The organism is Vibrio sp. 5S239 (assembly GCF_041439575.1).
GTDB lineage: Bacteria > Pseudomonadota > Gammaproteobacteria > Enterobacterales > Vibrionaceae > Vibrio > Vibrio kanaloae.
In genome coordinates this window covers 26,573-41,479 of the sequence record NZ_JBGOOM010000032.1, presented here as the reverse complement: position 1 = coordinate 41,479, position 14,907 = coordinate 26,573, and the positions used below count along the sequence as shown (strand labels likewise).

Below are 14,907 nucleotides of genomic sequence, written 5' to 3'. Positions count from 1 at the left end.
AAACCGGCAACCGTTAATAGCGGTTCTAGGGTTCAAATCCCTATCCCTCCACCACATTAAAAAAAGCCGCTGAGAAATCAGCGGCTTTTTTGTATCTGAAGTTTACGTATCGGGCTTACACAGTCTTTTCACTACGCCACCTTTCGGCTCACTTCAAAGCGCCCAATCAATTGATCTAAGCGGCTTAGTGCATTGCCCATTAACGAAACTCGGCGTGCAAGTTGTTTCGTGGACAACTGTAGATCAGAGATTGAGTTTTGGGCTTTATCTGCCGTTTTTCCATTCTGCTGACTGTTTTCATCTAGGTTAGACATCGTCGTAAAGAGGTCAGCCACCGCTGCTTGAATTTGTTCACTGCGGGCGTTTGAGTCGACTGTTAAGTTTCCTTTACTCACATTCTCAACACCTCGCTCCATGGACTCAACAGCACTGCGAGACTTACTATGCAGCTCTTTCATTAGGTCACTAATATGGTTAGCGGCTTGCGAAGTACGATCAGCCAGAGTTCTTACTTCAGAAGCGACGACAGAGAACCCTCTCCCGTGTTCACCTGCTCTTGCCGACTCGATGGCCGCATTCAAGGCCAAAAGGTTAGTCTGCGCGGTAATGTCAGTAATGATATCTATAATGTCAGACACCTTGGTCATTTCATTATTCACCTCATTCACGCTATGCGCCGAGCTTTCTACGATATTGCGAACAATCTCCATGCCTTCGACAGACTGTTTGTATTCCTTTTCCGCGCTCAGGACGGCTTGTTTCATCACCGTATCCATTTGCGTTGCTGAGACACTCGCATGAGTAATTTCACTCTGTTGATGCTGACTCAACTGAAGCATATTGCTTAACGCTTGTGATGCATCATCACTGGTTTGCTTCATCACGACACTGCGACGAAACATAGATTCCGACACTTCCCTTACTTCGTGGCTGGCATGAATCAATTCACTAACTGTGCTGTCTAAATTGTCGATAAAGCTGTTAGTCCAGCGTCCTAAATTACCAAGTTCATTATGACTGAATGTGGTTGGGTCAAGTCTCCGACTTAAGTTGCCATCACCTTCGGCTAAGGTTCGCATCACCCCGGTCATTTCGTGAATTTTATTCGCTAACGGCTTAGCACTCACGAAACGGAATAAACCAAGGGCGAGACCAGCGCAAGCAAACATAACACCGCTTTGCATCAAAGGAGTGAGCGTATAGAAATTAGCAAGCAGTAATGGAAAAAATAGAGGCAGTAACATGCAGCTGATAAAGTGTTTAGATAAGGTGTAGCTTAGACTTCGGTCTCTGTAGACCTCTTCTAAGTCGGATTCACACATCATACCAAAAGTGTCAGATGAGCCATCCAGTTGAAAAGTGATACCTTTGCCGATAACCGGTATGTGGCGATAGTCGGAATACCCCGAGTAACCGATAAACAGGTTACTACCATTTTTGATGGTTTCTCTTACGCCAGGGTGAAGTTGATTGGTGGCGGGGTCCGTAAAACGAATCTCAAATTCGGTGTGTTGCTGGATCTTAACCGTTCCCCAATCAGTATGAATCCCTTGTTTTAAGTTCTCACCGTGTGAAAAGGTATTGTCTTCAAAGCGAGAGCGAGAGAGCGCCACACCCGGCTGAATGTGAGGATCATGAATAGAGTCGACCATAAAGATATAGTTGTCACCCGACTCACTATAAATATGCCCCGCTTCTCTTTGAATAATGTCACCAATGACATCATTTGGAACACGACCACATAAAAACAGCTGTGTCCCTTCGTCCCGAGAAAAGGGGACATAAAACATCAGCGTGACTTGATCATGAAACGATGAACTCGATGCCCCTACATTCAACGTGCGTGGATCCATATACGGGCCATGTAGATAACGCTTTGATGTCCCTTCGACTAAAGCTTTCTTATCTGCGAGAGCTACTCCGATATGGTCGTGATAACTCGATGCTTGCGCAACGCCTTTCGAATCGACAATCGCCAATTCAGAAAAGTCCGTGCTGCGCTTAAGAAGACTCGACAATGTACCTTCAGCTTGCTCTTCTGTTCTACTTGCTAAATAAACGGCAGAGTCCTCTAAAAAACCCCATTGGTTCTTCACCCAATTATGAAGAAGTTGAACTCGAGTATGAGCGATACTTTCAAATGTTTGCTCAAGCTCTTCCGCCCTACTTCGGTTTAGGAGACAAGCCCTGCGCATTGCCAGTTTCCCTGTTGCGCCAAACCAATTAAGCCAACTGCGTTCCTTATCCTTCAGGTTCATGTACATCCCTTGTGTTTTTATATTCACATAGGGTAAAGCAATTTACAGACCATAATTAATCACACGAATACGTAACTAATTAATAAAAAAGTACTTTATATGTATAGCTATGGTGCAAGCCATGTCTTTTTTGGTGCAACAGGCGCTTCTTCAAAATCCTCTTTTTAATGCGCTTTCAGCAGTTAATTTGAAGCTAATCGTAAACATGATAAGCCGCTTTCAATAACTGCATGTGAATCGGCACCAAATCTTGATGTTGAGTTCGATATCCGCCACCGACTACGCAGGCCATCGGAATAGATTCTGATTTCGCTAAGCCGATCATGAAGCAGTCACGTTCAAATATCCCTTGTGTGGAAACATTCAAATAACCCAGTTCATCGTCTTGATGGATATCGATACCCGCATCATAAATGATGAGATCCGGTTGGTGATGAGCAATTGCCAGTTTGGTGACTTGTGCGAAACAGCGCTGAAACTCTTCATCTTCGGTTTCACGGCTTAATGGCACATCTAAATCAGATAGCGGTTTTCGTGCCGGGAAGTTTTTGTCGCAGTGGAACGACAAAGTAATGATGTCGTCATTCTCTTGGCAAAGCGTCGCAGTGCCGTCACCGTGGTGTACGTCACTATCAACGATCAGCACCTTATCTATGTGCTCAAAGGTCAAGGCGTGCTTTGCCGCCAACACCAAATCGTTCAACAAACAAAAACCGCTTCCAAAGTCATGATGCGCGTGATGATAACCACCACTCAAATGAATCGCTAAACCGCACTCTATCGCCATTTCCGCGGTCAAGCAGGTTCCACCGCTAGAATAGAGCGTTCTTTCAATAAGTGACTCACTCCACGGGAAGCCGATGCGTCTCATCTTTGCTGCGGGTAGATTTCCAGAAACAAGCAAATCCACATACTCGCTATCGTGAACCTGTTTTACTTGGTCAACCGAAACCGGCGTGGGCTGGAACACTTCAAACTTGCTGTTCCATAGTGGACTGCTATCCATTAGCACCTTAACTGCACTGTGTAACAACTGATATTTGTTAATCGGATAACGATGACCTTCAGGTAAAGGTAATTGCGAATAGATTGGGTGGTAAATTAAAGGAATCATAATCAAGTTAATTGCGTATCTTTCTTAAAATCATAACAGCCTCAGACTTGGCGACAACCTTAATTAATGATAACAATTATCATTATCCACAATGCATTTCAAAGGCAACAATGAAAAACCTAATACTCATCTTTGGGGTGATCTGCGGCTCAGTAGCAGCAGTAATGATTTTTATAGGAATGCTAATGGCCAGTTGGTGGAGCGTTGATTTTCTCGTGTTAAGCCATCAAACTTAACTAATTGAACTGAAAAGGAATCACCATGAGCGTTATTTTTATTACTGGGGCGAACCGCGGCATTGGCTTAAGCCTGACTCAACAATACTTAAAAGGTAATCACAAGGTGTACGCGACTTACCGTGATGCCAATTCAGCAAAAGAACTGCTCTCACTCGCAGAGCACAACACCAACCTGACCTGTATTCAATTAGAGATAACCGATTACCAAGCGGTGAGCCAACTCTCCTCTCAAATTCCGTCGATTGATGTCTTGATTAACAATGCTGGCTACTATGGTCCTAAAGGCTATGGGCTGGGTAATACCGATGTTGAAGAGTGGCGTCGTGTATTCGAAGTCAACACCATTGCTCCGCTGAAACTTGTCGAAACGCTATTGCCTTTATTAGAACACAGCGATATCAAAAAGGTCGCTTGTTTATCCTCTAGAGTCGGCAGTATGACCGAGAACACCTCAGGCGGCGGTTATATCTATCGCTCCTCCAAAGCCGCTCTAAACTCCGTGGTGAAGAGCCTAAGCAACGACTTAACCGAGAATGGCTTTACGGTGTTAGCACTTCATCCAGGCTGGGTACAGACTGAAATGGGAGGCCCTAATGCTCTGATCGACACCGACACCTCAGCTTCTGGTCTTATAAAAGTCATCGAGTCAGCGAATACCGAAGTGAGTGGTCACTTCTTCAATTTCGATGGCAGCGAAATAGACTGGTAATCCACAGATGAATACAGGGCATCTCTCAAACCTAGTTAAGCACTCAACGCTGTTTTGTCTAACAGTGATGCTAGCTGGCTGTTTCAGTGATGGCCCCGGCGACTTGTTCGACGACTACCAAACCAAGATAGCCAGAGTACAAGATGCTGAAGAACTCAAAGAGGATTGGGAGTTTGAAAGCCTACCGAGAAAACGAGAACTGCTGCTTGACGTGCCCACACTCTCTATCGGTCTCATCGACAGCTATCAGCTTCGCCAGTGTGGATTGTTCAATCTGATTGCAGAAAGAAATTCGGTTCTGGGCAAGGTCGCGGATCAGTTTCGTAATTACGATTATCAAGTCGCGCTACTTGCAGATGTGGGTAAATGTTTATCCAGTAATGAATTAAACCCAGAGATCGTAGAATTACTCAAAGAAATTGAGCAACAGAAACTCGCACAGTTTCCATTGCACCAATGGAATCTCATCTATGCCAGTGATGCGATGCAGTCACAAATGCGGGGTAGTCAGTGGGTACGCGCTGATATCGGCGATCAGGTACGACAAACCAGTGATGCCTTACAACATATCAATCAAGTGTTAAACATTCCGCTCGTTTCCGGCAAAACCACTGAGGTTCAAGAAGTATTGGAGAAGAGTTCAACGCTTGGAGATTTGTACTACTCGCTCGCTCATGCCTCGGTTGAGCTCAATACCATCACCAAACAGCTGACAACCTTTGATGCCAATATCATCTGCGGGAAACAACGAGACACCACTAAGTTCCGTTATCTCAACAATGTGTTCGATCAACAATACATTGGCAAGGTTCAGCCCTACATGGCGCAACTCGATAGCTACTATCAGCAGTTAGCCCCGCAACTAGGGATGTTTGACGCGCAAGCTGACCTACACAGTTATTACTTTCCCATTCAAGATGCACATCAAGCCTTTCGCGTCTCAACTCGTCGCCATGTGGATTATTGGCAGCAGCTGTTTAAGCGTTGTGGGCGCAAGGTTGGACGTTAAGTTTTAACTCAATAAGTCTCAGCTTTTAGTGCCCTTTTTAGCGGAAGTGCCTTTCTTAGCATACGTACCTTTGTTGGCATAAGACTTCGCACCACCGCCCTTACGACGTTTAAAAGCTGGTCTTTCGACTTTAGGAAGATGACGCAGAGACTCAGGGACTTCACCTGTTTTTACCTTGCCCATCAAACCATCAATCTTGCTTTCCAACGCTTGCATAAAAGGTTGATACGCTTGGTTGCGCTCAGCCATGCCTTGCAATTGGTGTTCCCAGTGTGCCGTCATGTCTGGAAAGGTAGAATCCTCAGGTAGGGCATGAATCAAGCCTCTACCCGCAGGGCTACTATGAATGCTCTTACCTTGGCGCGTTAGCAGCTGTCTTTTGAAAAGAGTATCTAGAATGCCTGCACGGGTTGCTTCAGTACCAAGGCCGTCGGTCTCTTTCAAAATGGCTTTCAGGTCTTTGTTTGCGACAAAGCGCGCGATACCAGTCATTGCTTGTAGCAAGGTCGCTTCGGTGAAGTGCTTTGGCGGTTCGGTTTTCTTATCGCCAATCACACCTTCACGACAGGTCAGTACGGTTCCTTTGTCTAACGGAGGCACCGTATCCGTGCCATCACCTTTATCTTCGGTATCTGTTTTACCCATCAACACTTTCCAACCGGGATTGATAAGCTGACGCCCTTTTGCGATAAACACACCACCAGCAATATCAAAGACTAACTTGGCATCGGCAAAAATAGCAGGTGGGTAGAATTGCATTAGATACTGGCGAGCGACTTGTTGATAGATTTTCATTTCATTGGCAGACAAACCATTCACCGATGATTTCTTCGGAGTAGGAATAATCGCGTGGTGAGCATCGACCTTGCTGTCGTTCCACGCTTTTGATTTCAGTGAAAGATCTACGCCTTGAGCACCACTTTGCAGCTCTTTCGCATTGTTAGCGATGGCATCCACTATCGACTCTCGCTGCGAGTAATGTTCTTTAGGAAGATAGCGGCTATCAGAACGCGGGTAAGTGATGAGCTTGTGTTTCTCGTACAAAGACTGACAAGTGTCTAATACCTGCTGAGCACTCATGCCAAAACGTTTAGACGCATCAATCTGCAACGCAGACAACGAATAAGGAAGCGGCGCGGCTTGTTTGCTTTGCTTCTGCTCTGATTCCGTCACGGTTGCAGGTTGATTCGCAATTCGCTGAGCGACATTTTCAACCAACTTTCGATTGAGCACTCGGCCTTCTTCGTCTTGCCACGGCTTACATGCTTCGCTTGGTTTCCAACGAGCACGAATATCAAAGCTCTGGCCGTTGTTTTGATAAGGGATCAGCGCATGCAAAGTGAAGTAATCTTTCGGAATGAAGTTTTCGATCTCTTCATCTCGTCTCACCACCAAACCAAGCACTGGAGTTTGTACTCGCCCTACCGACAATACGCCTTGATAACCGGCTTTTTGACCTAGCAAGGTATAGGCGCGAGTCATGTTCATTCCATACAACCAATCAGCTCTAGAGCGTGCTAAAGCCGAAATAGACAGTGGAATAAAATCACGGTTGCTGCGCATTTGAGAGAGCGCTCGCTTTACCGCTGGCAAGTTCAAGTCACTAATCAGCAGCCTGTCCATCGACTCTTTCTTGGCCTTGGACACCTTGCAGTAGTCAATCACTTCATCAACCAGCAGCTGCCCTTCTCTATCCGGGTCGCCAGCGTGAACAATTTGTGTCGCGTCCTTCACTAGCTTTCGGATCACCGTAAGCTGTTTGCTTGAAGTCTTACGCGGTCTTAATTGCCACTGCTCTGGCACGATAGGAAGATCGGCCAAGTTCCATTTTTTATAGCGGTCGTCATAAGCATCCGGCTCAACCTGCTCCAATAAGTGTCCAATACACCAAGTCACCACATCCCCATTACCACATTTGATAAACCCTTGGTCTTTCTTCTGTGGATTCGGTAGAGCGGCGGCGATCGCGCGGCCTAGGCTTGGTTTTTCAGCAATAATAAGGCGAGACATGTTTTTCCAGATACTACAAACAATTAGGGCCACATTATCTAATGTGGCCCCTAGAAATCAAGGAAAACTGGTTGTTTATACAGTTAGCATTCCACTATTCAGCTTCAATGTTCTTTATAAGAACTCGACGAACTTTGAGAATTCACGCTCTGGCACTTTCATTGGCGTACAACCCGGAGTACCCAAATATAAGAAACCAACAATTTCGTCATCGCCTTCTAGGCCAAATGCTTGGCGAACTTCTGGATGGAACATCCATTTCCCTGAGCGCCAAAAACCTTGAAAACCTTGTGCGACTGCGGCCATTTGCATGGCTTGCGCAGCACAACCAGCAGAAAGGTGTTGTTCGATCGCGGGCACTTTCTCGTGCTCAGTCACTTTAGCAATCACGGTGATCACCATAGGAGCTCGGAACGGGGCTTTCTTTACTTTCTCGATCACCGCTTCTTCGCTTTCGTCCGCTTCAGCGGCGCGCACCAAGATGTCTGAAAGCTTTTGTAGGCCTGAACCTTGCGCGATAACAAAGCGCCAAGGTGTTAGTGCGCCATGGTCAGGAGCACGTAAGCCCGCTTTGATTATATTTTCTAACGCGACACCTTCAGGTGCCGGATCAGAGAGTTTTGCGATAGAGCGTCGGTTGAGCAATAGATCCAAAGCATCCATTTGAAGTCCTTACTATTTCTTTATTATTTATATACTTGAACTTTAGCACAGAATACAAACGATAATAAATCTCAACGACTGTCTCTTTAACCTAGATTAGAAACAATAAAGGCTCCTAAATCTATGACCTAGGAGCCTTGTTCAAAATCTAACTCAGCATATTAAGTAACAATATCTGCCGATAAAATTACAGTTTGATAGCTGATTCTATAACTTGATAGCTAGCTCAACACCTTGACGAATTGCACGTACGGCATCCAGCTCACCGGCATAATCGGCACCGCCTATCACGTGCAGTTTGCCACCAAACTCTTGCCACATGCCTTCAAATGGTCGAACCGATACTTGGCCTGCACACACAACAACGGAATCGGCATCCAACACTTGGTCTTTTTTACCAACGCTGATATGCAGACCTTGGTCATCAATTTTATTGTAGCTCACGCCGCCAAGTAGGTTCACACCTCGTTTTTCTAGCGTACGTTTATGAATCCAGCCCGTCGTTTTACCCGGGCCTTTACCAACACGACCTTCTTTACGCTGCATAACCCACACCGTTTTATCGCTGAACGAATCAGGGTAAGGATAAAGCCCGCCTGGGTGTTCCATGTTCTTATCGATGCCCCACTCATGCAGCCAGTCATCCAAGCTATGTGAAGTCGGCTCTGTCAGCATAGTTGCCACATCAATACCGATACCACCAGCACCAACAATTGCGACCTTTTTTCCTACTGGTGTCTTATCGCGAATCAAGGTTTGGTAATCAACCACGTTTTCTTGGTCAATGCCTTCAATATCGAGCTTTCTTGGTTCTACACCTGCTGCCATCACCACTTCATCGTACTTCAACAACATCTCGAACGTCGCTTCGGTATCCAGTTTTAAATTGACGCCTGATGCATCGATTTGGTTAGCAAAGTAACGAATGGTTTCTCTAAACTCTTCTTTACCTGGGATCTGCATGGCCAATCTAAACTGGCCGCCGATACGGTCATTTTTCTCAATCAAGTCAACCTTGTGTCCACGCTGCGCTAAGGTCGTCGCACACGCTAAGCCTGCAGGGCCTGCGCCGACAACCGCAATAGTCTTAGTCGCTTGAGCTGGTTGCACAACAATTTCGGTTTCGTAACAAGCGCGTGGGTTAACCAAACAGCTCGCGCGTTTACCCTTAAACACGTTATCAAGACAAGCTTGGTTACAACCGATACAGGTATTGATGAACTGCGCTTGGTCTTGAGCGGCTTTATTAACAAAGTCCGGGTCCGCCAAGAAAGGACGCGCCATTGAAACCATGTCGGCCTGTCCTGAACTGAGGATGCGTTCAGCCTCTTCTGGCGTGTTGATCCGGTTACAAGTCACCACTGGAATCGATACGTATGGTTTCACTTTTTCCGTCACCCAAGAGAACGCGCCTCGTGGTACTTGCGTCGCGATGGTAGGAATGCGCGCTTCGTGCCAACCGATACCGGTATTGATAATGGTCACGCCGGCTTCTTCTAGCTTTTGAGCCAGTAGAACAACATCTTCAAAGGTGCTGCCTTGCTCAACCAAATCCAGCATCGACAGTCGGAAAATAATAATAAAGTCATCACCCACCGCCTCACGGATCGATTTAACAATCTCCAGCGGGAAACGCATACGCTTCTCATAAGAACCGCCCCATTCGTCGTAACGCATGTTGGTACGTTTACAGATGAATTGGTTAATTAAGTAACCTTCAGAGCCCATGATTTCAATGCCGTCGTAACCAGCGACTTGAGCTAGCTCAGCACTGTTCGCAAAGGCATCAATAGTTTTCCTAATTTGACGAGGGCTCATCTCACTCGGTGCAAACTTAGCGATTGGCGCTTTGATGCCCGAAGCACTTTGCGCGAATGGATGCATGGCATAGCGACCAGCATGTAATAACTGAAGCGCAATTTTACCACCATGTTTGTGTACGGCTTCGGTAACAACTTGATGCGCTTTTGCGTGTTTAACCTTGCTGAATTCAGCACTAAATGGGGTCAATCTGCCACGTAAATTAGGAGAGAAACCACCGGTAACAATAAGACCAACGCCTCCTTTTGCTCGCTCTTCATAAAACGCGGCGAGTTTGTGTAGGCCTTCTTTATTTTCTTCTAAACCTGTGTGCATTGATCCCATCAATACACGGTTACGTAACTGAGTAAATCCAAGATCGAGCGGTTCAAGTAAATGTGGGTACATGGCAGACATCACTTCTATTATTTTATCCTTGTGGTCTGACCACACTATAGTTCAATCATCAAAAGTTCAAACAGCCGTTTACATTTTTGTAACACCGATCATAGTGCTTTGAATTTTAATGCTTCAAAAGCCAACTCTAAAGGTCAATAGACCCTATACTTAATGAGAATATATATCGATAAACTATTCTTGGTGTAGTTTGAGCTTGGGAATTATCGTAGGATAATAAGCAGCTTAATATTATGAGATTAATGGTTTACGGCTTGTTCGGGCAACGTTATCTCACCGTGGAGAAAGAATGAAAAAAATATTCAAATTTATCGGTATGATTTTTAAAGGGATTTGGAAGCTCATTACGTTTGTGCGTCTTGCGCTTGTTAACATCATCTTTTTACTCAGTATCGCCATCATTTACTTTGTATACTTCCACTCGACTACGACTAAGCCGGTCGTTCCACAACAATCGGCTTTAGTACTTAACCTATCGGGTCCAATTGTAGAACAAAGCCGTTATATCAACCCGATGGACTCCGTAACAGGGTCATTGCTTGGTAAAGACTTTCCGAAAGAAAACGTACTGTTTGATATTGTTGAAACGATTCGCTACGCCAAAGACGATGAAAACGTAACGGGCATTGTGTTAGCGCTTAAAGAGCTACCAGAAACCAATCTAACCAAGCTTCGTTACATTGCTAAGGCACTGAACGAGTTCAAAGCAGCTGGTAAGCCGATTTATGCGGTAGGTGACTTTTACAACCAGAGCCAATACTACCTAGCGAGCTACGCGACTAAAGTATTCTTGTCGCCAGATGGTGGTGTCCTTCTTAAAGGCTACAGCGCTTATTCACTTTATTACAAAACCTTATTAGAGAAGCTAGACGTGAACACACATGTGTTCCGAGTAGGCACTTACAAGTCTGCAATCGAGCCTTTTATTCGTGACGACATGTCAGATGCTTCCAAAGAGTCAGCATCACGTTGGCTAGGCCAACTGTGGGGTGCATACGTCGATGACGTGACCAACAATCGCCAAATAGATGCTAAAACTCTAAACCCAAGCATGGAATCATTCTTGGAAGACCTTGAGTCAGTAGACGGTGATATCGCAAAACTGGCAGAAAAGCTTGGCTTAATTGATGAGCTAGCGACTCGCCAGCAAGTACGACTCAAACTTGCAGACGTGTTTGGCAGCGATGGTCAAGACAGCTACAACGCGCTTGGCTACTACGAATACCGTGCAACGATGCTTCCAGACCTAACAAGTGAATCGCATGATGTTGCTGTAATTGTTGCCAGTGGTGCCATTATGGATGGTAAGCAACCACGTGGTACGGTTGGTGGGGACACGACTGCCGCACTACTTCGCCAAGCTCGTAACGACGACAAAGTGAAAGCCGTCGTACTTCGAGTAGATAGCCCCGGTGGCAGCGCATTTGCTTCAGAAGTAATACGTAATGAAATAGAGGCAATCAAACAAGCAGGCAAACCTGTTGTCGTGTCCATGTCTAGCCTTGCCGCTTCTGGTGGTTATTGGATCTCTATGAGCGCGGACAAGATCTTAGCTCAACCAACCACACTAACTGGCTCGATTGGTATCTTCAGCGTCATCACGACCTTCGAAAAAGGACTAAATGACATTGGTGTTTACACTGATGGCGTTGGCACATCACCCTTCTCCGATCTGGGTATTACGACAGGACTAAGTGATGGCGCTAAAGACGCTTTTCAAATGGGCATTGAAAATGGCTACCGCCGTTTCATCAGCTTGGTTGGAGAAAATCGCGGCATGGACATTGGTTCCGTCGACGAGATCGCTCAAGGTCGAGTATGGACAGGTCAAGATGCGATGCAGAGAGGCCTAGTCGATGAAATTGGTGATTTTGATGATGCGATTGCAGCGGCGGCTTCACTTGCCGAGTTAGAAACCTACAACATTTACTGGGTGGAAGAGCCTCTTTCAGCAACTGAACAATTTATTCAAGAATTCATGAATCAAGTTCAGATGTCGATTGGTCTTGATATTCAATCCATGATACCTAGCAGTTTACAGCCAGTTACTCAGCAGTTAGCTCAAGATAGCCAGCTGTTAGGCAGCTTTAACGACCCACAAGGCCGTTATGCTTTTTGCTTAAACTGCCAAGTTCAATAAGGTAAACCAATAACCAAGAGGCGCCTCTGTGTTAGGTGCCTCTTTTTATTGCATGACAATCCGCTATAATTGCCCTCCTGTTCCCTATATCACACTAAGTATTAATCGCTATGGAAAGAAAACACATCTATATCGCGTACACTGGCGGTACTATTGGCATGCAGAAATCTGTTGATCACGGTTATGTCCCAGTCGCAGGTTTCATGGATAAGCAGTTAGCTGGCATGCCTGAATTCCATCGCCCAGAGATGCCTGAGTACACCATTCATGAATACTCTCCGTTAATGGACTCTTCAGATATGACGCCGCTTGATTGGCAGACTATCGCTGATGATATCCGAGCGAACTACGATAAATACGATGGTTTCGTTATCCTGCATGGCACAGACACTATGGCTTACACCGCATCTGCGCTGTCGTTCATGTTAGAAAACCTAGGCAAGCCTGTGATTGTAACGGGCTCTCAGATTCCACTCGCAGAGCTACGCTCAGATGGACAAGCCAATCTACTGAACGCACTGCACATCGCGGCAAATTACCCTATCAACGAAGTGACACTGTTCTTCAACAACAAGTTGATGCGTGGTAACCGTAGCACCAAATCACACGCTGATGGCTTCAATGCGTTTACTTCCCCAAACCTGACCCCATTGCTAGAAGCGGGTATCAACATCCAACTTAGCAATAACGTAAAAGTAAACGAACAACCAAGAGGTGCGTTTAAGGTTCATAACATTACTCCGCAACCTATCGGCGTGATCACAATGTACCCAGGCATCTCACACGAAGTGATCCGCAACACGCTGTTGCAACCAGTTAATGCAATGATTCTGCTTACTTTTGGTGTCGGTAATGCGCCACAAAACCCCGAACTTCTTCAACACTTAAAAGAGGCCTCAGAGCGAGGTGTCATTGTGGTGAACTTAACTCAATGCTTGGCGGGTAAAGTCAATATGGGGGGTTACGCAACAGGCTGTGCCTTAGCGGAAGCAGGTGTAATCAGTGGTTACGATATGACCCCAGAAGCGGCATTAGCGAAGTTACACTATCTATTAAGCCAGAGCTTGAGCTATGAAGAAGTGAAGACTCAGATGCAACAAGTGTTACGTGGTGAGATGAACTTATAAGATTGTTAAGTGGTCGTTGAGCCCAAGGCCTTGACGTGAATCCTGTCGTTTAACGATGATAATCAAAGGGTTTTAACGTGAACTAAGTCGTTTTATTGCTTACAAATAAACAACTTAACAATAAAAGGGATGGCACAGTGCCACCCCTTTGTTGTAATTTAAGATTAATGATTTGGGTTAACCCTAACAATATCTTCTTGGTCTGATTTAAACTGTTTCTTTAGTTCAGACTTAGATTTAAAACTCATCTCACCGCCAGCTGCAATTGTCATATGTTGAGCTTCAGAGTTATGTTTAGATTGGTATAACATAACCGCTTGCATACACGAATCGCGCTGTTCTTTTGAGAGCACCGTGCCTTCTGGCCATTTACCCGTTTCAACAGCGTAAGTTAAACGTTCGTAGACTTCGGGAGTCATTGCGCTAAGAAGTTGTTCTGCATCCATGGTAAAAGCCTTAGTTTTAACAATTTTCACCAGAAAATAACCCGTAACAGAATTGAGTCAAGAACCTGACCGAAAATAAGTGTATTTGATCACAAGTGAAGGAATATGAAAATTATGAAATGGTTGGCGGTTGGCATATTGCCTCTCACTTTAGTTGGGTGTCTTGAAGGGAACAAAAACACCGATCAGTTGTGCCAAAGCAACCCGGCGTTACAGTGTGAGCAATTGAACATGAATGACGGTCAATGTCGCGTTGCGCGTACCGACCTTATATGGCATCGATTTGAAGTCCAAAAACAACCAACCGAAACCAATAAGATTAAAGAATTTAAACTGGTCACTGCCTATAAGAAATGCCTAGAGCTTGCCGCACAGATCGAGACTATCGACCAATCCAAACTTCAAGAACGCCGCTTTACCTCTTTAATGCACAGCATTGAAGAATCTGAACGCATTGTTGAAGAACTAGCTCAATCAGACACGCCTGAAACACTCTACTTTTTGTGGTCACAAACTGGCGACATCAGCGCAAGGCGCAGTTTCTTACAGTTAGAAGGAAAAGAAGCCTTAAATACCGCAGAAATGCAGTATGCCTTAGCGACTTTCTATACCACGAGAGATCATGCTAAAACGTTAAAACTGCTCAATAATGCCCTGACATTATCTAATGGTTCAATCGTTAATACTGAAATCTTCAAGTCTATGGCCAGCATCAACCACAGCCTAGGTCACATGGAAAAAGCGTACGTGTGGGCAATGGTAGCCAAAGAATTTAATGTACCGATAGCATCTGAAGCGGAGTTGGCTGTTCTTTATCGTTTCGCCAAGCCAAAATACAAACAGTTAAACAAAGATGCTGATAAAATTGTCGAAGCTATTGAAGATGGAGTTTACAGCTCTTCCGTAATCCCAAATTATTGAGCTTGCCGTTCCCACTTATTAAAAATAAAAACAGCTACCATGATGGTAGCTGTT

Annotated in this window: 11 protein-coding genes; 5 read left to right on the top strand and 6 right to left on the bottom strand. The window is 45.2% G+C overall.

Annotated elements, in window-relative coordinates:
• Positions 1-131 precede the first annotated feature (131 nt).
• Positions 132-2,258 (bottom strand): methyl-accepting chemotaxis protein, encoded by a 2,127-nt coding sequence (locus tag ACED48_RS19070; RefSeq protein ID WP_017056480.1) that lies wholly within the window; start codon positions 2,256-2,258, stop codon positions 132-134.
• A gap of 193 nt (positions 2,259-2,451) precedes the next feature.
• Positions 2,452-3,372, bottom strand: a complete 921-nt coding sequence (locus ACED48_RS19065) for a histone deacetylase (protein ID WP_017056479.1) — start codon at positions 3,370-3,372, stop codon at positions 2,452-2,454.
• Between the two features lie 261 nt (positions 3,373-3,633).
• On the opposite strand from ACED48_RS19065, the gene ACED48_RS19060 reads away from it, so the two are divergent.
• Positions 3,634-4,320 carry an SDR family oxidoreductase gene (locus tag ACED48_RS19060; protein WP_017056478.1) on the top strand — a complete coding sequence of 229 codons (687 nt, stop codon included), beginning with the start codon at positions 3,634-3,636 and terminating at the stop codon, positions 4,318-4,320.
• Between the two features lie 7 nt (positions 4,321-4,327).
• Positions 4,328-5,329, top strand: a complete 1,002-nt coding sequence (locus ACED48_RS19055; protein WP_017056477.1) for a DUF3080 domain-containing protein — start codon at positions 4,328-4,330, stop codon at positions 5,327-5,329.
• A gap of 18 nt (positions 5,330-5,347) precedes the next feature.
• Here ACED48_RS19055 and ACED48_RS19050 read toward each other — a convergent pair whose 3' ends face one another.
• The 3 genes from ACED48_RS19050 to ACED48_RS19040 form a co-directional block, all read right to left on the bottom strand.
• Positions 5,348-7,339, bottom strand: coding sequence for a DNA topoisomerase III (locus ACED48_RS19050; protein ID WP_017056476.1), 1,992 nt, complete (start codon positions 7,337-7,339; stop codon positions 5,348-5,350).
• Positions 7,340-7,453: 114 nt separating this feature from the next.
• Positions 7,454-8,002 (bottom strand): NAD(P)H nitroreductase, encoded by a 549-nt coding sequence (locus ACED48_RS19045; RefSeq protein ID WP_017056475.1) that lies wholly within the window; start codon positions 8,000-8,002, stop codon positions 7,454-7,456.
• Positions 8,003-8,209: 207 nt separating this feature from the next.
• A complete protein-coding gene (locus tag ACED48_RS19040; protein ID WP_017056474.1) occupies positions 8,210-10,219 on the bottom strand; it encodes an NADPH-dependent 2,4-dienoyl-CoA reductase in 2,010 nt (669 codons plus the stop codon).
• Positions 10,220-10,508: 289 nt separating this feature from the next.
• On the opposite strand from ACED48_RS19040, the gene sppA reads away from it, so the two are divergent.
• Both sppA and ansA read left to right on the top strand, forming a co-directional pair.
• A complete protein-coding gene (sppA, locus tag ACED48_RS19035) occupies positions 10,509-12,359 on the top strand; it encodes a signal peptide peptidase SppA (RefSeq protein WP_017056473.1) in 1,851 nt (616 codons plus the stop codon).
• Between the two features lie 110 nt (positions 12,360-12,469).
• Positions 12,470-13,486, top strand: coding sequence for an asparaginase (ansA, locus tag ACED48_RS19030; RefSeq protein WP_017056472.1), 1,017 nt, complete (start codon positions 12,470-12,472; stop codon positions 13,484-13,486).
• A gap of 164 nt (positions 13,487-13,650) precedes the next feature.
• Here the strand turns inward: ansA and ACED48_RS19025 are convergent, their stop codons facing one another.
• Positions 13,651-13,932, bottom strand: a complete 282-nt coding sequence (locus tag ACED48_RS19025; RefSeq protein ID WP_017056471.1) for a YeaC family protein — start codon at positions 13,930-13,932, stop codon at positions 13,651-13,653.
• Positions 13,933-14,046: 114 nt separating this feature from the next.
• Here ACED48_RS19025 and ACED48_RS19020 point away from each other — a divergent pair, with 114 nt between their 5' ends.
• A complete protein-coding gene (locus ACED48_RS19020) occupies positions 14,047-14,853 on the top strand; it encodes a DUF2989 domain-containing protein (protein ID WP_017056470.1) in 807 nt (268 codons plus the stop codon).
• The last annotated feature ends 54 nt before the right edge of the window (positions 14,854-14,907 follow it).